Source organism: Xanthobacter autotrophicus, from assembly GCF_005871085.1.
Taxonomy (GTDB): Bacteria; Pseudomonadota; Alphaproteobacteria; order Rhizobiales; family Xanthobacteraceae; genus Xanthobacter; species Xanthobacter autotrophicus.
The window spans coordinates 220,492-247,021 of record NZ_VAUP01000031.1 but is presented as its reverse complement, the minus strand read 5'-3'; the positions used below and the strand labels follow the sequence as shown (position 1 = coordinate 247,021).

Below are 26,530 nucleotides of genomic sequence, written 5' to 3'. Positions count from 1 at the left end.
GCAAGCCGATGGCGCGGCACCGAGGCCCCCTCCCCCGCGCGCGCCGGCCATGCTAGCGTCCGGCCCGTGACCGATCCGCGCCTTTCCCCCCTCACCCGCCGCGCCTTCCTCGCCGGAGGCGCCGCGCTCGGCGCCCTGCCGTTGGGCATCACCCGCGCGCTTGGCCAGCAGGGCGAGGCGGATGTCATCATCATCGGCGCCGGGGCCGCCGGCATCTCCGCCGCGCGACGCATCGCCGAGGCCGGGCGCTCCTATGTGCTCATCGAGGCGACGAACCGGGTGGGCGGGCGCACCGTCACCGACACCGCTTTGTTCGGTGTACCCTTCGACCTGGGAGCGGCGCGGCTGAACATGCCGGCGGCCCGCCCCATGGCGGCCTATGGCAGGGCCGAAGGGCTCGACATCACCCGCGCGCCCGAAGGCGGCCGGCTCTATGTGAACGGGCGCGAGGCCCGCGATACGGACTACGAGGCCTTCGTCGCCACGGTGCGCCGAGCCGAGCGCGCCATCGGCGCCGCCGGCGACGCCGGCCGCGACATGCCAGCCGCCCGCGCCCTGCCGGACCTCGGCCCATGGGGACCGAGCGCCCGCTTCGTGGTGGGGCCCATCGGTTGCGCCAAGGAGCTGGACCAGGTTTCCACGGTGGATTTCTCCCGCGCCGATGAGCGCGAGGGCGAGGAGATCTGCCGCCAGGGCATCGGCACGCTGGTCGCCCAGCTGGCACGACCGCTGACGGTGCGGCTGGAGACGGTGGCCCGCAGCGTGGAGCTGACCGGCCGCCTCGTCACCGTGCAGACCAACAAGGGCACCATCCAGGGGCGTTCCGTCGTCGTCGCCGTGCCGCCCAGCGTGATCGCCAGCGGCAGGCTGCGCATCCTGCCGTTCCAGCCGCGCTATCGCACGGCGGTGGAGAAGATCACCCTGGGCGCCTACGACCACATCGCCTTCCGCCTGCCGCGCAATCCGGCTTCGCTTGCGGCGGACGAGACGCTTTATTTCAAGGCCGACGGCGCGCGCGCCTACATGATGCGCGCCCGCATCGGCGGCGGCGACCTCTATACGCTGGACGTGGCCGGCGACACCGCAGCCGGCCTTGCCAACGCCGCTCCGGAAGCTGCGGCCGCCTTCGCCAGGGAAGCGCTGACCCGTGAATTCGGCGCCGACACGGCGGCGCGGATGGGCAAGGTGCACGCCACCCGCTGGAGCAAGGAGACCTATGCGCTCGGCGCCTTCTCCTGCGCCCTGCCCGGCTACGGCAACATGCGCCGCGCCTTCATCGAGACCGTGGGCGGCCGCATGGTGTTCGCCGGCGAGCACGCCCACGAGACCCTGTGGGGCACGGTGGGCGGCGCCTGGCTGTCAGGCGAGCGGGCGGCCCGGCAGGTGCTGGGGCTGATCGGGGTGCGCTCGGGATAGGATGGCGCTGGTGCCGCCCGTTTGGCCCCATGGGCGGTCTCGGCCCGGGTTGAAAAGAGCCGCCGTCACCCCTTCTCCCGCGTGCGGGAAGGGGGGTACCGGCGCTTCCCCGCCCATCTCACCATCGTCGCCCTCCGGCTTGACCGGAGGGTCCATCTCGCCGCCTGGCCAAAACCTGGCCGCAGTGTCCCGGCCGTTCCATAGACCCTCCGGTCGAGTCGGAGGGTGACGGCGCCCTCTCGTCTTAAGGCGCCGTCCCTCAATGGGAGCGGGCGAACATCTCGTTGAAGGAATAGCCGGCCCCCCGCACGGTGCGGATGGGATCGGACTGGCGGCCGCGGTTGATGGCCTTGCGCAGGCGACCCACATGCACGTCCACCGTGCGCTCGTCGATATAGACGTCCTGCCCCCACACCCCGTCGAGCAGCTGCTCGCGGGAAAATACCCGTCCGGGGCTCTGCATCAGGAATTCCAAGAGGCGGAATTCGGTGGGGCCGAGGTGGACCTCGCGGCCGGCGCGGTGGACCCGGTGGGTCTCCCGGTCCAACTCTATATCGCCGGCGCGCAGCAGGGTGGCCACGTGCTCGGGCTTAGCCCGGCGCAGCAGGGCGCGCACCCGGGCGAGCAATTCGGGCACCGAGAACGGCTTCACCACATAATCGTCAGCGCCGGTGGCAAGGCCGCGCACGCGCTCGGTCTCCTCGCCGCGGGCGGTGAGCATGATGACGGGCAGGCGCTCGGTCTCCGGACGGGTGCGCAGGCGCCGGCACAACTCGATGCCGGACAGGCCCGGCAGCATCCAGTCGAGGATGACGAGATCGGGCACGCTCTCGCGCAGGCGCGTCTCAGCCTCGTCGCCGCGGCCGACGCTTTCCACGCCGTAGCCCTCCGACTCCAGATTGTAGCGAAGCAGGAGGGTCAGGGGCTCCTCATCCTCGACGATCAGAATATGCGCCGGCACTATAAATCACCCGTCTTGGCATCACCCGTCTTGACGACATCGGCTGCCCGGCCCGGACGGACCGGGATCGGGACCAGCCATCACGTCCGCTCAAGCCTGGGCGGAACGTCCCGGAAAAGCCAGGGTGGTCTCGCTGGAGGCGTCCGCCTTCGGGCGGCTCTCCGGCAGGTTCTGGCCGGTGACCATGTAATAGACGATTTCCGCGACATTGGTCGCGTGGTCGCCGATGCGCTCGATGTTCTTCGCGCAGAACAACAGGTGCGTGCACACGGAGATGTTGCGCGGATCTTCCATCATATAGGTGAGGAGTTCGCGGAACAGGGACGTGTACATGGTGTCGATGGCGCTGTCGCGGCCCCACACCTCAACCGCCTTCGCCTCGTTGCGGGCGGCATAGGCGTCGAGCACTTCCTTGAGCTGCTCCAGCACCAGGTCGGAGATGTGCTCCACACCCCGCACCAGCTTGGCCGGGTGGTATTCGCCCTCGATGGCCATGACGCGCTTGCCCACGTTCTTGGCCAGGTCGCCGATGCGCTCCAGGTCGTTGGCGATGCGGATGGCCGACACGATCTCACGCAGATCGTTGGCCACCGGCTGGCGCTTGGCGATGACGAGGATGGCGCGATCCTCGATCTCGCGCTGCATCTGGTCGACGGTGGTGTCGAGCAGCACGACCTTCTGGGCGAGGGCGCCGTCACGCTTGATGAGCGAGGACACGCTGTCGGCGACCAGCCGCTCGGCGAGGCCGCCCATCTCCACCACCTTGCGGCCGATTTCCTTCAACTCCTGGTCGAAGGACGAAACGGTATGCTCCGGCATCGGAATAATCCTTTTCAAGCATTTTCCAGCGAAGTGGGCACCGGTTCGCGTGACGAAAATGCGGTAAAGCAAAACGATCGAGCGGCCTTGCGACGCCGCTGACCCAAAGCCGCTCCAGTCCTCAGCCGAAGCGGCCGGTGATGTAGTCGCGCGTCTTGATCTCCTTCGGATTGGTGAAGATCACGTCCGAAGGCGCCACCTCGACCAGTTCGCCGAGATAGAAGAAGGCGGTGATGTCGGCGCAACGCGCGGCCTGTTGCATATTGTGCGTGACGATGACGATCGTGAAGTCCTGCTTCAGCTCGTCGATCAGGTCCTCGATCTTCGAGGTGGAGATGGGGTCGAGGGCCGAGGTGGGCTCGTCCAGCAGGATCACCTCGGGACGCACCGCGATGGTGCGGGCGATGCACAGGCGCTGCTGCTGGCCACCGGACATGCCGAGCGCCGAGGTGTGCAGACGATCCTTGGTCTCGTCCCAGATGGCGGCCTTGCGCAGGCACCATTCCACGCGCTCGTCCATCTGCGCCTTCGAGAGCTTCTCGTGCAGCTTCACGCCGAAGGCGATGTTGTCATAGATGGTCATGGGGAACGGGGTGGGCTTCTGGAACACCATGCCGATGCGGGTGCGCACGATGGTGGAATCCAGCTCCTTGCCGACAATGTTCACGCCGTCATACAGCACCGCGCCCTCGGCCCGCTGGCCGGGATAGAGGTCGTACATGCGGTTGAACACGCGCAGCAGGGTGGACTTGCCGCAGCCCGAGGGGCCGATCATGGCGGTCACCCGCTTTTCCGGAACATGGAAGTTGATATTCCGCAGGGCGTGGTTGCTGCCGTAGTAGAACTGCAGGTTCTCCACCTTGATCTTGGCGGGGGCGGCCAGCGCGTCCGGACGGGCGGCGACCGAGGAGGAGATGTTGAAGGTGGGATCGACGGCTGAAGTCATTTTGGCCTCGCTTCGGAGGATGAATTCGGAAGGGTTCGGGTACGCGGGAGCCCAGTCGGGGGCCTAGTGGCTCCGCGCGAGGAACAGACGGGACGCCACGTTGAGCACGAGCACGCCCACGGTGATGAGCAGCGCGCCAGCCCAGGCAAGCGAGACCCAGTCGTCGAACGGGCTGCCGGCAAACTGGTAGATGGCGATGGGAAGGCTCGCCATGGGCTTCGACAGGTCGGTCGACAAGGCGTTGTTGCCGAGGGAGGTGAAGAGCAGCGGCGCCGTCTCGCCGGCCGCGCGGGCGATGGCGAGCAGGATGCCGGTGACGATGCCAGCCCGCGCCGCGCGCCAGGTGATGAACATGACCACCTTCCACTGCGGCGCACCGAGGGCGAATGCGGCCTCGCGCAGGCCCACGGGAACAAGGTTCAGCATGTCCTCGGTGGTGCGCACCACCACCGGGATCACCAGGATGGCGAGCGCCAGCGACCCGGCCCAGCCGGAGAAGCCGCCGAACGGCACCACCAGCAGGGTGTAGATGAACAGGCCCACCAGGATGGAGGGGGCCGACAGCAGGATGTCGTTCACGAAGCGGGCGGCGGAACCGATCTTCGTGCCCTTGCCGTTCTCGGCGAGGAAGGTGCCGCAGAAGATGCCGATGGGACCGCCGATGGCCATGGCGATGCCGATCTGGATCAGCGAGCCGACGATGGCGTTCAAAAGGCCACCGTTCTGGCCCGGCGGCTTGGTCACTTCAGTGAACACGTTGAGGCCGAGGGCGGGCAGCCCGCGGGCGAGCAGGGTCCACAGGATCCAGCCCAGGAGGAAGATGGCGAGGACGGCAAAGCCCGTCGAGATCGCCTTGATGGTGGTGTCCTTGGCGCGGCGCGCGGCGAGGGAGGCCATGATTGCCTGCTCCTTGATCAGTCGAGCCGCGAGCGCACGAGCGCCCGGGACAGAGCCAGCACAATGAACGAGATGACGAACAGGATGAAGCCGAGCTGCAGCAGCGAGGTCAGCTTCAGGGACCCGATCGCCGCTTCCGGAAACTCGTTGGCGATGGTGGAGGCGATGGTGGCACCCGGCGCGAACAGGGAGGCGGACATGCGCGTCGCGTTGCCGATGACGAAGGTGACCGCCATGGTCTCGCCCAGGGCGCGGCCGAGGCCGAGCATGATGGCGCCCACCATGGCCGTCTTGCCGTAGGGAACCGAGACGTTCTTGTAGACCTCGTAGGTGGTGGCGCCGATGCCGTAGGCGGATTCCTTCAGCATGGGCGGCACCGATTCCAGCGTCTCCACGAACATGGCGGTGATGAAGGGCAGGATCATCACCGCGAGGATGAGGCCGGCGGTGAACATCCCCGAGCCGAGCGGCGGGCCGGCGAACAGGGCGCCGATGACCGGCAGGTTGCCGATGGTGTCGATCAGCGGCGGCTGCACGTAGGCGGCCATCAGCGGGACGATGACGAAGAAGCCCCACATGCCGTAGATGATCGACAGCACGGCGGCCAGCAGCTGCACCGCGACGCCGATGGGCCGCTTCAGCGGCTGGGGGGCGATCTCGGTGAGGAAGAAGGCGATGCCGAAGGACAATGGCAGGGCCACCACCACGGCGATGATGGCGCTGAACAGCGTGCCGTAGATCATCACCAGGGCGCCGAAATTCTCGGTCACCGGGTTCCAGGCCGACGACCAGATGAAGTCGAGCCCGAAGTGTTGCAGCGCCGGCAGGCCGCCCTGGAACAGCTCGGCAATGATCAGGCCCAGCAGGATGAGGACGAAGATGCCGCTCGCCCACAGCAGGCCGACGAAGATCGGGTCCGAGATCCGGCCGGTCGCCTTCGCCTTGGTGATGGGCTGGACAGATCCAGACCCCATGCTCTCCACCGTCGCGTCCATTGGATGCCTGTCCCCCGCGTGCCGCAGCTGGCGGCCTGATCCGAAACCAGGGCAGCACGCGCTCTCGCGTCGCCCGTCATCGGGGTGCTGCTGCCCGCCGCGCGGCGGAAGCAAGCATGCACCCGGTCGTGAAAGAAGCGCCGCCCCGGTGGGGGCGACGCCAGGTCTTTGCCGGGATCAGAGGACGGGCTTGCCGTCCGGACCCTTGATTTCGCTCTTGAGCGCTTCTTCCACCTGCTTCACCACCGATTCGGGAAGCGGGATGTAGTGCAGCTGCTCGGCGATCTCAGCGCCTTCCTTGGTGTAGGCCCACTTGAAGAACTCCATGGTCGCGCGCGAGGCGTCCACGTTCTTCGGGTCCTTCGGGAGAAGGATGTAGGTGGGGCTGACGATCGGCCACGCCTCGGGAGCCGGGGCGTCGATCATGGAAGCGGCGAAGTCCTTGGCGCCCTTCCAGTCGGCGGAGGCGGCGGCGGCCTGGAAGCCGGCAACCTCGGGGCCGACGAACTTGCCCGACTTGTTCTGCAGCTGGGTGACCACGAGCTTGTTCGCGGCGGCGTAGATGAACTCCACGTAGCCGAGGCCGCCCTTGGTGTTCTTGACCGTTCCGGTCACGCCTTCGTTGCCCTTGGCACCGGCGCCCACCGGCCACTGCACCGAGGTGGCGGAGCCGACCTTGGACTTCCAGTCGGGGCTGACCGCCGAGAGGTAGGCGGTGAAGATGGAGGTGGTGCCCGAGGAGTCCGAACGGTACACCGGCACGATGGCCGAGGACGGCAGCTTCACGCCGGGGTTGATGTCGGCGATGGCCTTGTCGTCCCACTTGGTGATCTTGCCGAGATAGATGTCGGCGAGGATCGGGCCGGTCAGCTTGAGCTGGTTGGTGACGATGCCGTCCAGATTGACGGTGGCGACCACCGAACCGATCACGGTCGGGAACTGGAGCAGGTTGTTGGCGGCGAGCTTCTCGCCGGGCACGGTGGCGTCGGAGGCGCCGAAATCGACGGTGCGGTTGATGATCTGGTTCTGACCGCCGCCCGAGCCGATGGACTGGTAGTTCAGCGTGTTGCCGGTCTTCTCTTTGAACTTCGCGCCCCAGGCCTGGTAGACGGGGGCCGGGAAAGACGCGCCAGCGCCGGTGAAGTCGACGGCTTGAGCGCTGCCAGCGAACAGCGTGCCGGCTACGGCGATCGCGCCGAAAGCGGTGGTGAGCTTCACGGTAATTCTCCTTGCCAAATCCGTTGCCGGTCCAGGCCTGACGCCGGGGCAACATTGGGCTCGGGACTCTTAGCCCCGGTCAGCCAAGGTTCTATGACGCCCGCGTGACGTGGAGATGACAGGCTAAGCCACTGCCTTGTCATTCTTTTTTTCCGGACCCGGCAAAGCATCGAGCCGAACGCTGAAAGTCGCCCCCTCGCCAAGCACGCTATCGATGCCCAGCCGCCCGCGATGGCGCGCCACGATGTGCTTGACGATGGCAAGACCGAGCCCCGTACCGCCCTGGTCGCGGCTCGCCGCCACGTCCACCCGGTAGAAGCGCTCGGTCAGGCGCGGCAGATGCTCGGGCGGGATGCCGGGGCCGAAGTCGCGGATGCTCACCACCGCCGTCCCGTTTTCGCGCGAAAGCCTGACCTCGATCCTCTTGCCGGGCGCGCCATATTTCAGCGCGTTCTCCACCAGGTTCTCGAACAGGCGGATGAGTTCATCACGATCACCCAGCACCTCCAGCGGGGCGGCGTCCTTCACCTGCTCCAGCGTCACGCCACGGTCCCGTGCGAGGGGCGAGAGGGTGTCGCACACATGGGCGAGGATGCCGCCGAGGTCCACCTTGGTCTGCGGCCGCACATGGGCGTTGAGCTCAATGCGCGACAGGGAGAGCAGGTCGTCGATGAGCCGCGACATGCGCCGTGCCTGCGCCGCCATGATGGCGAGGAAGCGCTCGCGCGCCGGGGCATCATTGCGCGCCGGGCCCTGCAGCGTCTCGATGAAGCCGGACAGGGAGGCGAGCGGGGTGCGCAGCTCGTGGCTGGCGTTGGCCACGAAGTCGGCCCGCATCTGCTCCACCCGGCGCTGCTGGGTGAGATCGCGGAAAGTGAGCAGCACCGCGTCCGGCGCATCCGCCGCGCGGCGGCCGCCGGCGCGGATGCCGGCCTGGGCCTCCAGGCGCAGCGGCACCACATGGGCCTCCAGCCAGCGGTCGAGCGGAATGCGCTCGGCGAATTCCACCCGCCGGGGCAGGCCGTCCTCGGCGGCGGCGCGCACCGCGTCCAGCACCTCGGGCACGCGCACCACGAAGGACAGGGGATCGCCCACGCGGGTCGGCCCGATGGCGAGGGCCACCCGCTCGTTGGCGGTGATGATCTCGCCCATGGCCGACAGCAGCAGGGCCGGTTCCGGCAGGGCGGCAACAACCGCCGCCGCCTGGGCATCGCCGCGCGTCAGCGGGGCCTGCGCGAGAACCGTCGGCGCCGCCTCCGGAAGGGCGACGGCCGGGGCGTGCGGCAGATTGAACAGCAGGGCCACGAGCAGCGCCGCCATCAGAGCGGCCAGCACCGGATCCAACGCCCCGAGCGCCACACCCGCCGCGGCGGCGAGCGCGAGGGCGGCGATGAGGACCAGCACACGCCGGCGCGGGCCGAGGCTCACGGGCCCGAGAACCGGCCCGATATTGGGCCCGCTCATGGACCAACCGGGGAGGGAGGCGCCCGAAGTCGACGCGCCCGCCTCGGGGGGGTTCATCCCTGCCACGCCGGAACCAGCCATATTTGGTTCGACCGCGCTTGGTTCGACCGCGCTTGGTTCGACTGAGCCTGGCTCGTTGGCATTCGGCGCGGTGGCGCTTGGCTGGGCAAAGTCCGGCCCGATGAAGCCCTCACCGGTCATGCCCGGCCCGGCGGCGCGTGACGTGGTAGGACCCGGCTCGGCTTGACCGGCCGGCGGCGCTCCCCGCGAACCACTGGCGCGGGGTGTCGTGCCGCGCGGCCCTGTATCACGCTGGAGTTCGGCGTCCCGCTCGGGTCCAGCCATCGCCATCCTTGTCGCGCCTCCCTGGGCGTCGGTCTTGGGCGCCTTGCCGGCGCCGCTTTGCGAATCGCCCGTTGGCGCGCGGGTTGCGATGCTCGCGCCGCTTAACGAAGCCATTACGACAGCTTGAGCGCGATCGTACGACAGATCCACAGCCGGCAAATGCCCAGGCTAACGTCTCCCCGCCATGCGATGGCTCCATTTCTACAATACTCTCTTTTCCAGGCTCGGGGCACGGCGGCGACGTGCGTCTCCTTCCCCGGACGGGCCGACGGGCGATTCACCCTCTCGTTTGAAAACGTTCCATTTTCATCGAAACGAATCGCGCGCCGGCCCTCATCTGCTATGAGGAGGTTCAAGCGGAGGACCCGACCATGCGAAAGCCCCATTCGTGCCGGGCAACGCGGCACGGCCCCCTTCCGACAGCGGCGGGACGAGCCATTTTTCGGGCCACCGTTCTCGCCGGCTCACTGCTCGGAGCCGGTGCGGCGTGCGCGGACCCGGTGCCCCTGCCGACGACCGACTTCGCCCTGAGCGCAGACCTGCGCCGCGGCGGCACCCTGGGTCTTGCCCACAGCCAGGGAAAGATGCGGGTGGAGATGACCAAGCCCAACGTGCCTGGCAGCATCGTGGGCATCATCGATCTCAGGGCACGCCGCATGGTGGTGCGCACCCCCAACCTCCCCAACATGGCGGTGGAGATGGAGCTGCCGCCCGAATATGCCCTCGGTGCCCTCAGCGGGACCGGGCTGCGGGTGGGTGAAAGCCAGGTGGCGGGAGAAGCCTGCGACCTGTGGAAGGTCGACGCGCCGGTCGGCGCCGCAGGGGGCGCGGCCATGGGCACGTCAGTGGGTCCCACCACCGCCTGCATCACCCCGGACGGCATCGCCCTGCGCACCGAGGTGGAGATGCAAGGCAAGAAGCATCTCGTGTTCGAGGCGCTCACGCTGAGCCGCGCGCCGCAGGATCCCAAGCTGTTCCAGCTGCCGCCGGGCGTGCAGGTCATCAAGGTGCCGAAGGGCAAGCTCGGCGCGGCCCTGGGCCTGCCCAACATCGGCGCGCCGCTGCTCGACCTCACGCCCAAGCCCTGAGCCTGAAACCCCAAGGCGGCAGTATCGGCGCCGCGGCCGCTCAGCCGAAGGTCAGGGCCACGGGCACGTGGTCGGAGGGCTTTTCCCAGCCGCGCGCGTCCTTCAGCACCGTCATCGCCCGCGCGGATGGCGCGAGACTCTGGCTGGCCCACACATGGTCGAGCCTGCGGCCGCGATCGTTGGCGGTATAATCGGGCGAGCGGTAACTCCACCAGGTGAACAGCTTGTCCTCGGGCGGCACGATGGTGCGCATCACGTCCACCCAGGGGCCCGAGGCCTGGAAGCGGTTCAGCCTCTCCACCTCGATGGGGGTGTGGCTGACCACGTTGAGGAGCTGCTTGTGGCCCCACACGTCGGTTTCGAGGGGGGCGATGTTGAGGTCGCCCACCACCACCGCATGGCGCCCGGCATCAGCCGCGGCGGCGGTGAGCGATGGCCAGGCCGTTACCTCGTCGAGGAAGGCCAGCTTGTGGGCGAACTTGGGGTTCAGTTCCGCGTCCGGCACGTCCCCGCCGGCGGGGACGTAGAAATTGTGCACTGTCAGCGGCTTGCCCAGCGCGTCCGCGGGCGCGAGGGTCACCGCCACGTGGCGTGCATCCCCCTTGCCGCAGAATTCGCCCTTCTCCACCGACTGGAACGGCCGACGCGAGAGGGTCGCGACCCCGTGCCAGCCCTTCTGCCCGTTGAGGGCGATGTGGGGAAAGCCCATGTCGCGGATGGCGTTCAGGGGAAACTTGTCGTCCTGGCACTTGGTTTCCTGGAGGCACAGGACGTCGGGCCGCAGCATCTCCACCGCCGCACGGACGATGTCGAGACGAATGCGGACGGAATTGATGTTCCAGGTGCAGATTGTGAGGGGCAAGGCAATGGCGGACTGAAAAGGAAGGATGCGGCGAGCCTTACACCCCTGCCCCGTCGGCAGGCAAGTCACGCATGGCGTCGCATGGCGCGCCGCAGGGGGCATAGCGGGGGCGGCGGCCAGGTCACCCGAAATGGGGGCTCGAACACGCCGAGCGGCCCGACAAGACCACCCGCCAAATCAGGCCACCGGCTCCAGCCGAACAGGCCGACGCGCGGGGGCTCGGGCTCGGGGCCGGCGCGCGCTTGATGCCGAAATCGCGCAACCGCTCCGCGCTGGCCAACGGGAACAGAAAACGGGGAGCCGCGCAGCTCACACGGCGGTCCACCGGCGTCGCGACCGCAGGGACTCGCCACCCGCTCCGCACCCGGAGCCGGATCAGGACGCGACGGCAACCCCACACCAGGAAGCGGACACGCTCAGCGGCGGTCGCCCTCTTCCTGGATGAGGGCCTCGGTGGCGGCGATGGCGCCTTCCAGCTCGGAAATCTTGCGCAGCATGCCGTCGGAAGGAAGGGCGGTGCTCTTTGCTGCGGTCAGTACCAGGTCTCGTTGAGCCGCCTTGAGTCGATCGAGCAGGCTCGAAAGGTCGGCCTCTGCCTGTTGCGCCATTTTGGTCTTGAACTCCAGAAATGCCAAAAACAGGCGAAGCGGGAAGCCTCGCCCGTTCGGTTGATCCAATCCCGCCGCCCCGGAAGGGCGGCGGGAGGATGAATGATCAGTCGGCGAGCTCGATGCCGCGGGCTTCAGGACCCTTGGGACCCTGGCCCACCTGCACCACCACGCGCTGGCCTTCGGCCAGGTCGGTGAGGCCGGAACGCGAGATGACGGTGACGTGCACGAACACGTCCTTGCCGCCGCCTTCCACCGCGATGAAGCCGAAACCCTTGTCGGGGTTGTACCACTTCACGGTGCCGACGCGCTCCTCGGTGGGGCCGGTGGCCGCACGGGGACCCGCGCCGCCGGCGCGGGGGGCGCCGCCGAAGCCGCCGCCAGCACCGGGACCGGCGCCGAAGCTGCGACGCGCAGGCGCTGCCTCAGCCGTGGAGGTATCAACCTCCAGGACTTCGGTCACCTGGCGGCCCTTCTGGCCCTGGCCTACGCGGACCGAGAGCTTGGAACCGGGAGGCACGCTCTCCTGGCCAGCGGCCTCGAGGGCACGCGCGTGCAGGAATACGTCACCCGAGCCGTCGGCGAGCTCGACAAAGCCGAAGCCCTTTTCAGGGTTGAACCACTTGACGGTGGCGTCGATCGGCGGGCCGGAGGGGGCGGGTGCGCTGAAGCTGCTGCTGCTGCTGGGCGAAGAAAACGGACGGTCCCCTCCGAAGCCGCGATCACGCGGCGGCGCAAAGTCGTCATCAAAGCCACGGCGGCGCGGCTCTCGGAAGTCTCGGTTACGGCTCATGTGTATTTCCGTTGAGGTCAGTCGCCAATTTTGGCTTAGGGCCATCCACCACTGCCGGATGAAAATGCGTTTGTTCGTGCTTTAACTTGCACGGTCTGGGCGACTTAAACTCCGCCTTCGCACAACGCTCAATCCAGCCACCCGCGTCTCGCCTCGCAGCCTAATGGACAGGCCGGAAACAGGACCCATGACAATGGGCGCACTCCTCCGGCCAACAAACAGACTAACACATCTGCCTCGCTTTGGTACATGAATGTTGGGCTGGCAGTCGCTCTGTGTGGAGCGGGACCGCGAGGGCCCTGAAGTGGCGGCAAGAGCGCCGTGCGGAGCGTCCATGAGGAGCGCCAGGGCGTTTGCCTGGAAAAAGCCGCGCGGCGTGGCCCATTCCGCTCCGTCGGGCATGTGGAACAACTCCATTTCTATTGTCGCACTCCGGTGTTCCTCGGGGTTTTTCTCCACTTGGCGCACGGAACGCGCGTGTTTCTCGCGCAACAGCCGGAGCCGCCCGGAAGGACCCATCCGCGCGGATCCCGCTCCGGACTTCAGAAGTAGAGAGTGCGCTGTCAGGTCAGGTAGCGTTGGAATCCGATCGGTGCGCACACTCGGCCTCCACGGTCGCCCGCGACAGGAAGACCCATGACGCAGTCGGTTCCCCGCCACCATCACCAGAGCACCACCGCCAGCGCGCCGCTCGCGCCCATCGCGGTGGCCCCCTCGCCGCAGACGCTGGCGCTGCTGGAAACACGCCGTTCCCTGCCCCTGCGCGCGCTGGTGGAACCGGGGCCGGACAGCGCCGAACTCGACCGCATGCTCGGCATCGCCGCCCGGGTGCCGGACCACGGCCGGCTGGTGCCGTGGCGCTTCATCGTGATCGAGGGGGAGGCCCGCGCCGCCGCCGGCGACCGGCTGGACGCGCTCTATGCCGCGCAGAACCCCGGCCTTGCGCCGGAGAAGGCGCATATGTGGCGTGACTATCTGCTGCGTGCCCCGGTGACGGTGATCGTGGTGAGCCGCACCGATCCGGCGGCCAAGATTCCCGAGCTCAACCAGGTGCTGTCGGCGGGCGCTGCCGCAATGAACTTGGTGATTGCAGCCAGTGCCATGGGCTTTTCCGCCCTGTGGCTGCTGAAATGGCCCGGCCGCGATCCGGACGCCGCTGCCCTGCTCGGCGTCGCGGCGGGGGAACAGGTGGCCGGCTTCCTCCATATCGGCCGGCCGGCGGCCAAAGCCGAAGACCGTCCCCGCCCCCAGCTTGACCAGATCGTCACGCGGTGGCGGCCGGCGCCCTGAGGCGATTCAGACGGTGAGGGACGCCTCCACGCGCACGGCGCGGCGGAAATAGATGACGCTCACATAAACCGCGGCCAGGCTGAACAGGCCCATCAGGGCATATTCACCCACGTCGCCCAGATTGAGCAGGCCCGCCAGCGCCCAGCCGGCGGCGACGGCCGTGGCGAGGGCCTCGGTGGCGATGAGCGCGGTCGCACTCAAGACCGTGAAGAGATTGCCGCCGTGCCGCGCCCCCTTGGAACCCGCCACGTTGGAACCCGCTTCCTGCGAACCTGCCATTTTCGTCTCCCGCGGCTTCGGCCTCGGCCTGCCGCTGCCTATACCTTTGGCTCAGAATTCCTTAGGTCCATGGTACCTAAGCTGTCGAGCCTGACTCGTCCGCCCGGCCCTTGGTGCTGATCGGGTCGGGAAACTGCGACGCGCGCGCCGCCGGGTCAAGTCCGCCCCGCCAGAGCGCCCAGAAGGAGACCTTGCATGCTGCCGGCCGAAGCCCACGAGAGTTCCCACGCCATGGGGGGCATGGTCGCCGCCCCGCACCATCTGGCGGCGGAGGCGGGACGCGAGGTGCTGGCCGAGGGCGGCAACGCTATCGAGGCCATGGTGGCGGCGGCGGCCGCCATCGCCGTGGTCTATCCGCACATGAACCATGTGGGCGGCGACGGCTTCTGGCTCATCCGCGAGCCCTCGGGCCGGGTGCGCTATATCGAAGCCTGCGGCTTTGCCGGCGCCCGAGCCACCATCCCCTTCTACCATGAGCTTGGCCTCGGGGCGGTGCCCACCCGGGGGGCGCTGGCCGCCGTCACCGTGCCCGGCGCGGTGGACGGCTGGCGGCTGGCCCTTGAGGCCGCCAGCGCCCACGGCGGACGCATGACGCTCAAGCGGCTGCTGGAGCCCGCCGTCCGCCATGCCCGCGAGGGCGTTCCGGTCTCGCGCTCCCAGGCCGCCCTCACCGCGCAGAAGAAGGCCGAGTTGGAAGACGCGCCGGGCTTCGCCGCCGCCTTCCTGACACCCGACCGGGAGGCTCCGAAGGCGGGAACCCTCCAGCGCCAGCAGCGCCTCGCCGACACTTTGGATCATCTCGCCCGCGCCGGCCTCGCCGATTTCTATCGTGGCGACGTGGGCCGCGAGATCGGCACCGACCTGGAGCGCATCGGTAGCCCGGTGACGCGGGAAGACCTCAAGCGCTATGCGGCGGTGGAGCGCCCGCCGCTGGCGGTGGACATCGGCGTCGGCCGGCTGTTCAACGCCCCGCCGCCCACCCAGGGGCTGGCCTCGCTGCTCATCCTCGCTCTGTTCGACCGGTTGAAGGTGAAGCGGGGCGACAGCTTCGAGCATGTGCACGGCCTGATCGAGGCCACCAAACGCGCCTTCCTGGTGCGCGACAAGGTGGTGTGCGACTACGAGCACCTCAGCCACGACCTGGCCGCTCTGCTCACCCCCGAGGCCATCGCCAAGCGGGCTGACGGCATCGAGATGGGCCGTGCCCTCCCCTGGCCGCAGGGCAAGGCCGGCGGCGACACGGTGTGGCTCGGCGCGGCGGACAAGTCGGGGCTGGTGGTGTCCTACATCCAGTCCATCTTCTTCGAGTTCGGCTCGGGCTGCGTTTTGCCTTCCACCGGCGTGCTGATGCAGAATCGCGGCGCCAGCTTCTCGCTGGAGCCGGGCGCGCTCAATCCGCTGAAACCCGGGCGACGGCCGTTCCACACCCTGAACCCGGCTTTGGCGGTGCTCGCCGACGGGCGGGTGATGGCCTATGGCACCATGGGTGGGGAAGGCCAGCCCCAGACCCAGTCCGCCGTCTTCAGCCGCCATGTGCTGTTCGGCGTGCCGCTGGGGGAGGCCATCGCCCGGCCGCGCTGGCTGCTGGGCCGCACCTGGGGCGATGTGGAAACCCGGCTGCGTCTGGAGCCGCGCTTCGACGACGAGGTGGTGGAGCGCCTGAAGCTGGTGGGGCACGACCTCGCCCTGGTTCCGGACGCTTACAGCGATACCATGGGCCATGCGGGGGCCGTGGTGCTGCATCCCGGCGGGCGCATCGAGGGGGCGCATGATCCGCGCTCGGACGGTGGCGCGGCGGGGGTATGAGCGCCACGGGCGCCGCAACATAAAACCGGCTGCCCCCCGGGGAGAGGACAGCCGGCGGCTTCGGCTCTGTCTTCGGGCACCTGTCGGACTGAGAGACGGATTAAACGCCCAGGCTGTTGCCGCCTGTGGGAATCCGGCTCCAGCACTCAGACCAGAGCTCGCATGATCCCATCACCGTGCAGTGCGAGGTGATGGGGGCGTGCCCTAGCGCTGGTCGCGCCGCTCGTCCCGTTGATTCTCGTTCCGTTGGCCTCCCTGCTGCTGGCCACCCTTCTGGCCGGGCATCTGGGCTTGCTGCTGCTGGCCCTTGTCCTTGCCCTGGCCTTCGCGGCCTTTCTCGTTCTGGTTCGGGTTCTGGGTGTTGCGCTGATCCTGGTCACGATTGGACATGATCGCTTCTCCAAGGCAGCCCCATGCGAACGAACGCGCAGACTGCCGCCGGGTTCCACACGGCACGCGGAATGTTCGCAGGTCGCGCCGGAGGGCATGAGCGGAGCGGCCTCGACGCCGTCTCGAGGGCGCCATGTGCGCGTCAGCCGGAAAGAAGCTGGCCGTGATGGGACGTCGCGCATGCACCGACCCGTTGCGCACACCCCTTGTCCCCACGAATCCATGGGGCGAGCTCATGGCTGCCCTGCGCCGGACGCAGGCATGGCAGGGGTGCCGTGGCGTCCGAAGCCCCCAAAAAGAAAGACCCGGCCGAAGCCGGGTCTTTGACTTGGAACTGGATCACGCGACCAAGATCAGGGGACCAAGATTAAGCGACCAAGTTCACCTGGCCAGATCAGGCAGCCTCGTCGGCCTCGATCTCGGCGTCGAGGTCGGCCTCTTCCACCACCTTGGCGGTGCCGCGACGCGGACCCTTGAGCAGGTTCTGCTCGATGAGCTTCACCGCTTCGGTCTCGGTGATGTTGTTCACCGCCGAAAGCTCGCGGGCCATACGGTCGAGAGCCGCTTCATAAAGCTGGCGCTCGGAATAGGACTGCTCGGGCTGGGCGTCGGACCGGTAGAGATCGCGCACCACTTCGGAGATCGCGACGAGGTCACCGGAATTGATCTTGGCTTCGTATTCCTGCGCACGGCGGCTCCACATGGTGCGCTTCACGCGGGCGCGACCCTGAAGAGTTTCCAGCGACTTGTCGACGATATTGGTCTCGGAGAGCTTGCGCATGCCGACGGTGGCGATCTTGGGCACGGGCACCCGCAGCGTCATCTTGTCCTTTTCAAACGAGATCACGAAGAGTTCGAGCTTGAAACCGGCGACTTCCTGTTCCTCGATGGCCATGATGCGGCCCACGCCGTGGGACGGGTAAACAATGTGCTCACCCGTCTTGAAGCCGAGACGGGTCTGCGCGTTCTTCTTTGCCGACATGCTCTTGACACTCCTGATCCGGCCCAAGGACACGAAGTCTGGGGCCGAACCTGTTGGCGCGGAGGCCGGCCGGTCCGGTACCGGGACGGCGCGCACCCTGGCGCTGCGGACTTGGGTCGCGGCCGGAACGCCCGCCAACCCGCTCAGCCAGTCGATGGCCATGGACAGCCCCCGCGCCACGCCGTAAGTGTCGGCAGGCACGCAAATTCTCGCCCCTGTATTCCCGAGAATACGCCCATGGGCATGCGCGAACACTGAGCGGGCGCGAAGCGGCTGGTTGGGTGAAAGCAATCGACTGTAAAGTCACGTATATCACAATTTTTGTCGGAATCAAAGCGCGCCTGTCGCCTACCTTACTCTCGGCAGCAGCAAGCGGGAACTTGGCCGCCAACTGGCGGCCATCTTGCCACGCGCGCCGCCACGCGGCTTCGCCGAGATCGGCTTCAGTCATATAAGCATTTCTTTATATCCTTATTGCCGCAGGGAAGGCTTCGTGCTACAGGCGCCCATCCCGACCTGCGCCTTGCGGCGCGTCGCATTCCAGCGGAGCAATCCATGAGCAACGATTACGTGGTGAAGGACATCAACCTTGCGGACTGGGGTCGCAAGGAGCTGGACATCGCCGAAATCGAAATGCCCGGCCTCATGGCCACCCGCGCCGAATACGGCCCGACCCAGCCGCTGAAGGGCGCCCGCATCGCCGGCTCCCTGCACATGACCATCCAGACCGGCGTGCTCATCGAGACGCTGAAGGCGCTGGGCGCCGACGTGCGCTGGGCCTCGTGCAACATCTACTCCACCCAGGACCATGCCGCCGCCGCCATCGCGGCCGCCGGTGTCCCCGTCTTCGCCGTGAAGGGCGAGACGCTGGAAGAATACTGGGAATACACCCACCGCATCTTCGAATGGGCCGACGGCGGCGCGCCCAACATGATCCTGGACGACGGCGGCGACGCCACCCTGCTGGTCCACCTCGGCCTGCGCGCGGAGAACGGCGACACCGCCTTCCTCGACGGCGCCACCAACGAGGAGGAGGAAGTCCTCTTCGCCGCCATCAAGCGCCGCCTGAAGCACAAGCCCGGCTGGTACACCCTTTTGGCCAAGTCCATCCGCGGCGTGACGGAAGAGACCACCACGGGCGTGCACCGTCTCTACGAGATGCAGAAGAAGGGCACGCTGCTGTGGCCCGCCATCAACGTCAACGACAGCGTCACCAAGTCCAAGTTCGACAACCTCTACGGCTGCCGTGAGTCGCTGGTGGACGGCATTCGCCGCGGCACCGACGTGATGATGGCCGGCAAGGTGGCCATGGTCGCGGGCTTCGGCGACGTGGGCAAGGGTTCCGCCGCCTCCCTGCGCAACGCCGGCTGCCGGGTGATGGTGTCGGAAGTCGATCCCATCTGCGCCCTGCAGGCCGCCATGGAAGGCTATGAGGTCACCACCATGGAGGATGCCGCCAAGCGCGCCGACATCTTCGTGACCGCCACCGGCAACCTGGACGTGATCACCGTGGATCACATGCGGGCCATGAAGGACCGCGCCATCGTCTGCAACATCGGCCACTTCGACAGCGAGATTCAGGTGGCCGGCCTCAAGAACCTGAAGTGGCACAATGTGAAGCCGCAGGTGGACGAGGTGGAGTTCGCCGACGGCAAGCGCATCATCCTGCTGTCGGAAGGCCGCCTGGTGAACCTCGGCAACGCCACCGGCCACCCGAGCTTCGTGATGAGCGCGTCCTTCACCAACCAGACGCTGGCGCAGATCGAGCTGTTCACCAAGCCCGGCCAGTACGCCAAGGAAGTCTACACCCTGCCCAAGCACCTCGACGAGAAGGTGGCTTCGCTGCACCTCGACAAGATCGGGGTGAAGCTGACCAAGCTCACCGATCAGCAGTCGGCCTATATCGGCGTGCCTCAGCAGGGCCCGTTCAAGAGCGAGCACTACCGCTACTGAGCCACGCCCGGCGGCGTCTCCCGCGCCACCCCTGATCCAGCGGACCGCCGGCCCTCGGGCCGGCGTTCTGCGTTCTGAAGGCGTTGTGCGGGGTTTGCGGCAGCGCATTGTTTTCCCCCGCGAACGGAGCTAGGTGTTGCATGCACCCGCCCCATGCGGGCAGAGCCGGACGGGTCCGGAGCAGCGTCTTTCAGCCCAGGGCCTCGGTCCCGGGCGGGCGCGGCACGGTCCGGTCCACTGCCCATGTGCCACGGACGGGAAAAGCGCGGGGGCTTGCCTTGAACGGTTTCGTGCGACGGTCGCGAGGCGTGACACTGCGCGGCATGATACTCGGCGTCGTGAGGTTCCGGTCGACCGGGTACCGCGACCCGGCCAACTGCCGGGCCACCGCGGGGAGCGCCGCCCGACGGCGCCCCTCCTCCCCCCTGCCCGACGCACGGCACTGAGCGGCGATCGCCCTCGATGGCCCTCAGCTTTTCCCGCGACCGCACACGCCCCCTGCCCTTCGCCGCCGAAATCGGCGCCCTCGGCGTGGTGTTCGGCGACATCGGCACCAGCCCGCTCTATGCCCTCAAGCAGGGCGTGCTGGCGGTGGGCGGCACCAATTTCCTCGGCGGCGATGTGCTGGGGCTGCTTTCGCTCATCACCTGGAGCATCATCCTTTCCGTCACCGTGAAATACGTGATGCTGGTGCTGCGGGCGGACAATGACGGCGAAGGCGGCATCCTCGCCCTCGTGACCCTGCTCGACCTCCACCGCAGCGCACTGGGCATGCGCTGGTACCTGCTGGCGGCGGGCCTGCTCGGCGCCGCCATGCTCATCGGCGACGGCGTGCTCACCCCTGCCATGTCGGTGCTGTCGGCCATCGAGGGCCTCCAGGTCATCGCGCCGGAGTTGGAACACTGGGTGGTGGCGCTCACCGTGCTGGTGCTCGCCGCCGTGTTCCTGTCGCAACGGCTGGGCACCGAGCGCATCGCCGCCTTCTTCGGGCCGATCATGCTGCTGTGGTTCAGCTCGCTCGCGGCGCTGGGGGTCTATGGCATCCTGCAGGCGCCCCATGTGCTCGCCGGGCTCGACCCGCGCTACGGCATCATGCTGATGGTGAACCATCCGGGGCTGGCCGGCGTCATTCTCGGCGCCTGCTTCCTCGCGGTGACGGGCGGCGAGGCGCTGTATGCGGACCTCGGCCATTTCGGCCGCCCGGTCATCGCCCGCGCCTGGCTGTTCGTGGCCATGCCGGCACTGCTGCTCAATTATTTCGGCCAGGGCGCGATTCTGCTGGTGGATCCGAACGCGGTGCGCAACCCGTTCTACGACCTGTCGCCCGACATGTTCGACATTCCGCTCCTGTTCCTCGCCACGGCGGCGACGGTGATCGCGTCGCAATCCATCATCACCGGTGTGTTCTCACTGGCGAAGCAGGCCATCGAGCTGGGCTACCTGCCGCCCATGCGCATCCGCTACACCTCCGAGCACAACGAGCAGCACATCTATGTGGGCCGGCTGAACTGGCTGCTGATGATCGCCTGCATCGCCGTGGTGCTGGGCTTCGAGGCCTCCGACCGGCTGGCCTCGGCCTACGGCATCGCGGTGGCCTTCGCCATGGTCACCACCTCCATCCTGTTCATCGCCCAGGTGCACCGCTCCTGGGGCTGGCCGGCGCCGGCGGTGTGGGCCATGGCCACCGGCCTGCTCACCATCGACTTCGCCTTCGCCTCGGCCAACATGACCAAGCTCCATGACGGCGGCTGGCTGCCCCTGAGCATCGCCGGTGCCGTCATCTTCGTGATGGTGAGCTGGCGGCGCGGGCTGGAGGGCGTGGTGGCCCAGCAGGTGCGCTTCACCGAGCCCCTCGACAATTTCGTCGCCCGCAAGGACCGGGTGAACGATGTCGAAAGCCCGCGCACCGCCATCTTTCTGTCGCGGGCGGGTGCGATGACGCCCGTCGCCCTCTCCCGCATGGCGGATCTCTTGAAGGTCCGGTTCGAGAAGGCGGTGATTGTTTCGGTGTGGATCGCCGCGCGGCCCCGGGTCTCGGTGGAGGACCGGGTGAAGGTGACGACCCTCAACGAGGGCTTCGTGCGGGTGGATCTGCGCTTCGGCTACATGCAGCAGATCGACGTTCCCTCCGTGCTCGGCCCGGCGCTCAGCGCCCGCGGCATCGATCCGGACGCGGCCATCTATGTGATCGGCCACGAGCGGATCATCCCGCCGGATGAGGTGACGAAGATCAAGGACGTGGTGGCGCATGTGTTCGCCTTCCTCGCCCGGAACGCGGAGCGCTCGGTGGACCGGTTCGGCCTGCCGCGGGCCCGCACGGTGGAAATCGGCTATCCGGTGAAGCTTTGAACGGCCAAGCCGGGCCGGGCGCGGCGCCGTCAGGGCGGGCCGCACTGGTTTGGAATCGGCACGCCGCCAGGGACCGGCGGCCCGAAGCGCGCTGCGCTTGAGGTGCGGCATTCGAACAACGCAATCTGAGCGAGCCGGCGGCGTCACAACGCAAAAAGAGTGAGAATGGCCCTTCAAACTCGCGCGAAAGCGTGCAGATGTGGGCGGGCCGGTGACGTTGCGGGCGGGGGATATCGGTGACGCAATGGGTGTTCGGGCGGTCGCTTCGAAAATCTGGGTTTTCCTGCGGGATCGGGTAGGTCTGCACGGGCTGGGCTTCGTCCTGAGCCTGGTGGTGATCGCGTTTGCGGCCACCGTGCTCTACCGCATGCTTCACAACCTGAAGCTCTCCGACGTGATGGACGCCCTTGCGGCGAAGGACCCGCGCAACGTCATCATCGGCTTCCTGCTGGTGGCGGGGGCCTATCTCACCCTCACCTTCTATGACTGGTTCGCCCTGCGCACCATCGGCAAGGACCATGTGCCCTACCGCATCGCGGCGCTGGCCGGGTTCTGCTCCTATTCCATCGGCCACAATGTGGGCTTCACCGTCTTCACCGGCGGCTCGGTGCGCTACCGCATCTATTCCGCCTGGGGGCTCGGGGCCATCGACGTGGCCAAGATCTGCTTCGTGGCGGGGCTCACCTTCTGGCTCGGCAACATCGCGGTGCTGGGCCTGGGCATTACCATCCATCCGGAGGCCGCCACGGCGGTGGACCGGCTGCCGCCCTTCATCAACCGGATGATCGGCATCGGCGCGCTGGCGGTGCTGGCGGGCTACATCACCTGGGTGTCGCTGGCGCCGCGCACCATCGGGCGCTCGTCCTGGTTCGTGACCCTGCCGCGCGGGCGCACCACTTTGGTGCAGGTGGGCATCGGCATCCTCGACCTCACCCTGTGCGCCGCCGCCATGTTCATGCTGATGCCGTCGACGCCCTATATCGACCCGGTGTCGCTGGCGGTCATCTTCGTCACCGCCACGCTGCTGGGCTTCGCCAGCCACGCCCCCGGTGGCCTCGGCGTGTTCGATGCGGCGCTGCTGGCGGCCCTGCCGCAGTTTGAGCTGACCGAGATGGTGGGCGCCCTGCTGCTGTTCCGGCTGTTCTATTACATCGTGCCCTTCGCCCTTTCGCTCACCCTGCTGGGCGCGCGGGAACTGAGCCTGCGCTTCATCAGCCGGACCCAGGCGCCCGCCGGGCCGGACGGGAGCGCGGCGGCCCACACCGGGGCCGCGATCGAGGCCGGCACGGAGCCCGGGATCCAATCCGCGGCCAAGACAGCCGCCAAGACAGCGGCCACGACAGCGACCACGACGACCACCAAGTCCACGGCCAAATCCGCCGCAGAGTGACGGAGGCCCCTGCCGGCGGACACCGGCAGGGTCGATATAGGGCGTCCGCCGGGAGATGAGGGGGGGTACGGTGCGATCCCGAACGCCTCGCCACCTGCTCTCTCGCCCGCGCGCGCAGCGCTCACACCTCCGCATGCCGGTCCCTTGCGGTTTCTTCAGCAGGAATATAAAAAGCGAGCGCTCGCTCTTTTTCTACGCCCAACCATCGAGGACGCCATGGACTTCACCATCTCTCCTGCCCTCGAAGACCTGCGGCGCCGCATCGGCGCATTCGTGGACCGCGAGATCATTCCGCTGGAAGCCGACCCCGCCGCCTATGACGCCCATGAGAACATCGCCCCCGCCCCCCTGGCGCGGCTGCGGGCGAAGGCGCGGGCCGAGGGCCTGTGGAACCTCCAGCTGAAGCCGGAGAGCGGCGGCCTCGGTGTCGGCCGGGTGGGCATGGCGGTGTGCTACACGGAAATGAACCGCTCCATCTTCGGCCCCGTGGTGTTCAATTCCGCCGCCCCCGACGACGGCAACATGATGGTGCTGGAGGCCGTGGGCACGCCCGAGCAGAAGGCCAAGTGGCTCGCCCCCATCGCGTCCGGCGCGGTGCGCTCCGCCTTTGTGATGACCGAGCCCCATCCCGGCGGCGGCTCCGACCCCGGCATGATGCTCACCCGCGCCGAGAAGCAGCCGAACGGCAGCTATCGCATCTATGGCCGCAAATGGTTCATCACCGGCGCGGAGGAGGCCGCCCACCTCATCCTTGTCGCCCGCACCTCGGACGATCCGCGCACCGGCCTCACCGCGTTCGCCTTCCACCGCGACGCGCCGGGCTGGCGCATCGTGCGCCGCATCCCCATCATGGGGCCGGAGGAGCATGGCGGCCATTGCGAACTGGAGTTCGACGGCCTCGAAATCCCGCCGGAAGACGTGCTGCTGGGCGAAGGCAAGGGCCTGCGTGTGACCCAGATCCGCCTGGGGCCGGCGCGCCTCACCCATTGCATGCGCTGGCTGGGCCTTGCCATGCGCTGCGTCGAGATCGCGCGGGAGTATGCGGATGTGCGCTACGGCTTCGGCGTGCGCCTCGCCGACCGCGAAAGCGTGCAGACCCTGCTGGGCCGCATCGCCATGGACATCGAGATCAGCCGCCTCCTCACCATGAAGGCGGCGTGGGAGCTGGATCGCGGCGGACTGGCCCGCAAGGAGGTGTCCATGGCCAAGATCAAGGCCGCCAACACCCTGCACCTCGCCGCCGACAGCGCCATCCAGATCAATGGCGCGCGCGGCTATTCCAAGGATACGGTGCTGGAGTGGATCTACCGCTACGCCCGTCAGGCGCGCCTCGTGGACGGCGCGGACGCGGTGCACGAAATGGTGCTGAACCGCTTCCTGGAGAAGGAGGAACGCGCCTTCTGGAACTGGCCGGTGGGAGAGGGCGCATGAGCACGCACGACTCCAGCACTTCCGGCGTCAGCGCCTACGGCTTCGACGTGGCGGCCCTCGATGCCCATCTGAAGGCGCACATCGGCGGGCTCGAAGGCGCACCGCAGCTCCAGCCCATTTCGGGGGGTCAGTCCAACCCCACCTTCTTCGTCACCTATGCCAACCGCGCGCTGGTGCTGCGCAAGCAGCCGCCGGGAGAGCTTCTGCCCTCCGCCCATGCGGTGGACCGGGAATTCCGCATCATGCGCGCTCTGGCCGACACGCCGGTGCCGGTGCCCCCCGCGCTGCTGCTGTGCGAGGACAAGTCCGTCATCGGCACCTTGTTCTATGTGATGGACAAGGTGGAGGGGCGCGTGTTCCACGACTGCACCCTGCCCGGCGTCTCGCCCGCCGAGCGCGGCGCCATGTATGCCGCCATGGCGCAGACGCTTGCCGCGCTCCACAACGTGGACTTTACCGCCGCCGGCCTCGCCGATTTCGGCCGTCCGGGCAATTATTTCGGCCGCCAGATCGCCCGCTGGACCCGCCAGTGGGAGCTGTCCAAGACCCGCGAGGACGCCAATATCGACCGGCTGGTCGCCTGGCTGCCGGCCCATGTGCCGGCGGACGACACCACCCGCATCGCCCATGGCGACTATCGCATGGGCAATCTCATGTTCCATCCCACCCGCCCCGAGGTGGTGGCGGTGCTGGACTGGGAATTGTCCACCCTCGGCCATCCGCTGGCGGACCTTGCCCATTGCGCCATGGCCTGGGTATCGCGCCCTGAGGAGTATGGCGGCATCGCCGGGCTGGACCTCGACGCGCTGGACATCCCGACCCGCGCCGATTTCGTGGCGCAATATGAGGCGGCGGCGACCCATGGCCTGACGCTCACCGACTTTCACATGGCGTTCGCCCTGTTCCGCTGGGCGGTGATCTTCGAGGGCATTGCAGCGCGGGCCAAGGCCGGCAATGCGGCAGCGGAGGGCGCGGCGGAAACCGGCGCGCTCGCCGCAGCCTTCGCCCAGCGCGCGGCGGAGTTTACTTAATACCATCGGCCTCGGTCTTCGGCCGCTGCCAAGGGTACTCTCAAAGCATCGCGCGCCTGACTTAAGTCAAGCGCGCGATGCTTTGGCTAAGTTCGCTCACTTGCGCACCGCGAGCGCGCCCTCCACGAAGCGCGTGACCTGCGCCGCATAGGTCTGTGCATCGATACCGCGCTCGCGATACTTGCTGCGCTTCACGTACCAATCCTGAAGCAAGGGCTTGATGAGGGTGGCGGCAAACAGCGGATCCTCGACGGCAAACACGCCCTGCCGCACCCCTTCGGCGATCACGTCCGCGAACATGCGCTCGGTCAGCCGCTCGCTGTCGATGGCGCGCTTGCGCGCCTCGGGCGGGAAGGCCTTCGCCTCCATATAGGCGAACACGAACCAGGCGTGCATGGCCTCGGACAGCTGGACGTGCGCAGCGATGAGCCAGTTGAGGTGCGCCGCCGGGTCGGCGCGCACCGCCTCCGGCACACGGCCCAATGCGGTGTCCACAGCGTGGGAGACCTCGCCCAGGATCATCAGCAGCAGCGTGTCCTTGCTGTCCAGATAGGAATAGAGGCCGCCCATGCTGAGGCCGGATTCGGCGGCCAGCTGGCGCAGGGTCATGGCATGGAAGCCGTGGCGGTTGGACAGCTTCAGCGCCGCATCGATGATGCGCGCGAGGTTGGCCACCGCGACATGAGGCTTCTGCACCTTGATGAGGTCGCGGTGGCGCGCGTGGATGCGCGCCGAAAGGGCTTCCAGGGAATGAGCTTCAGGCGCATCAGGTCCGGGCGCGTGCATTCCCGGCGCTTGGGTCTCGCCGGCCTCGGCCCTCTGGTCTGCACCCACCCTCAACCCCCGAATTTGAAAGGGGGAAGACTGCGGCGCGGATGCGGAAAGTCAAGCGCGCAGAGGTCGCGCGCGCCTTTCAGACCATGGCGCAGAGCGCTTCCATGCGGGCGCAGACATCGCTCAACGACGGCGGCGCGCCATCGCTCGGCAGGGTCATGAGCAGGTCGGCGAAATCGTCCGCCTCCTGCTGGCGCAGGAAGCGCACCACGTCGTCGATGCTGGAAGCCTGCATCTCCGCATCGCCGATGACGATGCGCAGGGAAAACGGATCGGTCGGCGGAAGGCTGCGTCCCATCGTGATCTCCCAAATGCCAGGCGCCGTCGGGGCGCGTCATGGCAACCGGAGAGTTAACGCGGCCTTCGCCGACAGGTTCCCGTCT

The 26,530-nt window shown here is 67.8% G+C and carries 24 protein-coding genes; 9 read left to right on the top strand and 15 right to left on the bottom strand.

The window, feature by feature from the left end; translation table 11 throughout:
* The first annotated feature begins 66 nt into the window (after nucleotides 1-66).
* The gene (locus FBQ73_RS15145; RefSeq protein WP_138400321.1) at nucleotides 67-1,416 is read left to right on the top strand and encodes a flavin monoamine oxidase family protein; all 1,350 of its coding nucleotides are present in this window, start codon (nucleotides 67-69) and stop codon (nucleotides 1,414-1,416) included.
* Between the two features lie 259 nt (nucleotides 1,417-1,675).
* Here the strand turns inward: FBQ73_RS15145 and phoB are convergent, their stop codons facing one another.
* The 7 genes from phoB to FBQ73_RS15110 form a co-directional block, all read right to left on the bottom strand.
* On the bottom strand, nucleotides 1,676-2,377 hold the full coding sequence (gene phoB / locus FBQ73_RS15140) for a phosphate regulon transcriptional regulator PhoB (RefSeq protein ID WP_011995880.1): 702 nt from the start codon (nucleotides 2,375-2,377) through the stop codon (nucleotides 1,676-1,678).
* Nucleotides 2,378-2,467: 90 nt separating this feature from the next.
* On the bottom strand, nucleotides 2,468-3,196 hold the full coding sequence (phoU, locus tag FBQ73_RS15135; RefSeq protein WP_138400320.1) for a phosphate signaling complex protein PhoU: 729 nt from the start codon (nucleotides 3,194-3,196) through the stop codon (nucleotides 2,468-2,470).
* Between the two features lie 121 nt (nucleotides 3,197-3,317).
* Nucleotides 3,318-4,142, bottom strand: a complete 825-nt coding sequence (gene pstB, locus FBQ73_RS15130) for a phosphate ABC transporter ATP-binding protein PstB (RefSeq protein WP_138400319.1) — start codon at nucleotides 4,140-4,142, stop codon at nucleotides 3,318-3,320.
* A gap of 63 nt (nucleotides 4,143-4,205) precedes the next feature.
* Nucleotides 4,206-5,039, bottom strand: coding sequence for a phosphate ABC transporter permease PstA (gene pstA / locus FBQ73_RS15125; protein WP_138400318.1), 834 nt, complete (start codon nucleotides 5,037-5,039; stop codon nucleotides 4,206-4,208).
* A gap of 17 nt (nucleotides 5,040-5,056) precedes the next feature.
* A complete protein-coding gene (gene pstC, locus FBQ73_RS15120) occupies nucleotides 5,057-6,034 on the bottom strand; it encodes a phosphate ABC transporter permease subunit PstC (RefSeq protein ID WP_138400317.1) in 978 nt (325 codons plus the stop codon).
* Nucleotides 6,035-6,211: 177 nt separating this feature from the next.
* Nucleotides 6,212-7,252 (bottom strand): phosphate ABC transporter substrate-binding protein PstS, encoded by a 1,041-nt coding sequence (gene pstS, locus FBQ73_RS15115; protein ID WP_138400316.1) that lies wholly within the window; start codon nucleotides 7,250-7,252, stop codon nucleotides 6,212-6,214.
* 123 nt (nucleotides 7,253-7,375) lie between these two features.
* Complete coding sequence (locus tag FBQ73_RS15110; protein WP_246089720.1) at nucleotides 7,376-8,716, bottom strand: ATP-binding protein; 1,341 nt, start codon at nucleotides 8,714-8,716, stop codon at nucleotides 7,376-7,378.
* Nucleotides 8,717-9,561: 845 nt separating this feature from the next.
* Here FBQ73_RS15110 and FBQ73_RS15105 point away from each other — a divergent pair.
* The gene (locus FBQ73_RS15105) at nucleotides 9,562-10,149 is read left to right on the top strand and encodes a hypothetical protein (protein WP_138400315.1); all 588 of its coding nucleotides are present in this window, start codon (nucleotides 9,562-9,564) and stop codon (nucleotides 10,147-10,149) included.
* A gap of 40 nt (nucleotides 10,150-10,189) precedes the next feature.
* Here FBQ73_RS15105 and FBQ73_RS15100 read toward each other — a convergent pair whose 3' ends face one another.
* From FBQ73_RS15100 to FBQ73_RS23415, 3 genes are all read right to left on the bottom strand, one after another.
* Nucleotides 10,190-11,011, bottom strand: coding sequence for an exodeoxyribonuclease III (locus FBQ73_RS15100; RefSeq protein ID WP_138400314.1), 822 nt, complete (start codon nucleotides 11,009-11,011; stop codon nucleotides 10,190-10,192).
* 416 nt (nucleotides 11,012-11,427) lie between these two features.
* Nucleotides 11,428-11,688, bottom strand: a complete 261-nt coding sequence (locus FBQ73_RS15095) for a hypothetical protein (RefSeq protein WP_232847446.1) — start codon at nucleotides 11,686-11,688, stop codon at nucleotides 11,428-11,430.
* A 37-nt stretch (nucleotides 11,689-11,725) separates the two neighbouring features.
* Nucleotides 11,726-12,412: a cold-shock protein gene (locus tag FBQ73_RS23415; RefSeq protein ID WP_138400313.1), complete on the bottom strand. Its 687-nt coding sequence runs from the start codon at nucleotides 12,410-12,412 to the stop codon at nucleotides 11,726-11,728.
* Nucleotides 12,413-13,048: 636 nt separating this feature from the next.
* On the opposite strand from FBQ73_RS23415, the gene FBQ73_RS15085 reads away from it, so the two are divergent.
* Entirely contained in the window at nucleotides 13,049-13,702 is a 654-nt protein-coding gene (locus FBQ73_RS15085) for a nitroreductase family protein (RefSeq protein ID WP_138400312.1), read from the top strand.
* 6 nt (nucleotides 13,703-13,708) lie between these two features.
* Here the strand turns inward: FBQ73_RS15085 and FBQ73_RS15080 are convergent, their stop codons facing one another.
* Nucleotides 13,709-13,981 (bottom strand): hypothetical protein, encoded by a 273-nt coding sequence (locus FBQ73_RS15080; RefSeq protein ID WP_210236790.1) that lies wholly within the window; start codon nucleotides 13,979-13,981, stop codon nucleotides 13,709-13,711.
* A 195-nt stretch (nucleotides 13,982-14,176) separates the two neighbouring features.
* Here FBQ73_RS15080 and FBQ73_RS15075 point away from each other — a divergent pair, with 195 nt between their 5' ends.
* Nucleotides 14,177-15,787 (top strand): gamma-glutamyltransferase family protein, encoded by a 1,611-nt coding sequence (locus FBQ73_RS15075; RefSeq protein ID WP_138400311.1) that lies wholly within the window; start codon nucleotides 14,177-14,179, stop codon nucleotides 15,785-15,787.
* Nucleotides 15,788-15,991: 204 nt separating this feature from the next.
* Here the strand turns inward: FBQ73_RS15075 and FBQ73_RS15070 are convergent, their stop codons facing one another.
* Both FBQ73_RS15070 and FBQ73_RS15065 read right to left on the bottom strand, forming a co-directional pair.
* Nucleotides 15,992-16,177, bottom strand: a complete 186-nt coding sequence (locus FBQ73_RS15070; RefSeq protein WP_138400310.1) for a hypothetical protein — start codon at nucleotides 16,175-16,177, stop codon at nucleotides 15,992-15,994.
* Between the two features lie 394 nt (nucleotides 16,178-16,571).
* Nucleotides 16,572-17,159: a CarD family transcriptional regulator gene (locus FBQ73_RS15065; RefSeq protein ID WP_138400309.1), complete on the bottom strand. Its 588-nt coding sequence runs from the start codon at nucleotides 17,157-17,159 to the stop codon at nucleotides 16,572-16,574.
* 555 nt (nucleotides 17,160-17,714) lie between these two features.
* Between FBQ73_RS15065 and ahcY the strand changes: the two genes are divergently transcribed.
* The 5 genes from ahcY to FBQ73_RS15040 all read left to right on the top strand — a co-directional run bounded on the left by ahcY (nucleotide 17,715) and on the right by FBQ73_RS15040 (nucleotide 25,313).
* Nucleotides 17,715-19,112, top strand: coding sequence for an adenosylhomocysteinase (gene ahcY / locus FBQ73_RS15060; RefSeq protein WP_138400308.1), 1,398 nt, complete (start codon nucleotides 17,715-17,717; stop codon nucleotides 19,110-19,112).
* 462 nt (nucleotides 19,113-19,574) lie between these two features.
* The gene (locus FBQ73_RS15055; RefSeq protein WP_210236789.1) at nucleotides 19,575-21,461 is read left to right on the top strand and encodes a potassium transporter Kup; all 1,887 of its coding nucleotides are present in this window, start codon (nucleotides 19,575-19,577) and stop codon (nucleotides 21,459-21,461) included.
* A 244-nt stretch (nucleotides 21,462-21,705) separates the two neighbouring features.
* Entirely contained in the window at nucleotides 21,706-22,851 is a 1,146-nt protein-coding gene (locus tag FBQ73_RS15050; protein ID WP_138400307.1) for a putative bifunctional lysylphosphatidylglycerol flippase/synthetase, read from the top strand.
* 216 nt (nucleotides 22,852-23,067) lie between these two features.
* A complete protein-coding gene (locus tag FBQ73_RS15045) occupies nucleotides 23,068-24,282 on the top strand; it encodes an acyl-CoA dehydrogenase family protein (RefSeq protein ID WP_138400306.1) in 1,215 nt (404 codons plus the stop codon).
* Nucleotides 24,279-25,313, top strand: coding sequence for a phosphotransferase family protein (locus tag FBQ73_RS15040; RefSeq protein WP_138400305.1), 1,035 nt, complete (start codon nucleotides 24,279-24,281; stop codon nucleotides 25,311-25,313). The genes FBQ73_RS15045 and FBQ73_RS15040 overlap by 4 nt, the downstream gene beginning before the upstream one ends.
* A 96-nt stretch (nucleotides 25,314-25,409) precedes the next feature.
* Here the strand turns inward: FBQ73_RS15040 and FBQ73_RS15035 are convergent, their stop codons facing one another.
* Together FBQ73_RS15035 and FBQ73_RS15030 are read right to left on the bottom strand one after the other, a co-directional pair.
* On the bottom strand, nucleotides 25,410-26,099 hold the full coding sequence (locus FBQ73_RS15035; protein ID WP_246089719.1) for a TetR/AcrR family transcriptional regulator: 690 nt from the start codon (nucleotides 26,097-26,099) through the stop codon (nucleotides 25,410-25,412).
* A gap of 127 nt (nucleotides 26,100-26,226) precedes the next feature.
* Entirely contained in the window at nucleotides 26,227-26,445 is a 219-nt protein-coding gene (locus tag FBQ73_RS15030; protein WP_138400303.1) for a hypothetical protein, read from the bottom strand.
* Nucleotides 26,446-26,530 lie beyond the last annotated feature (85 nt).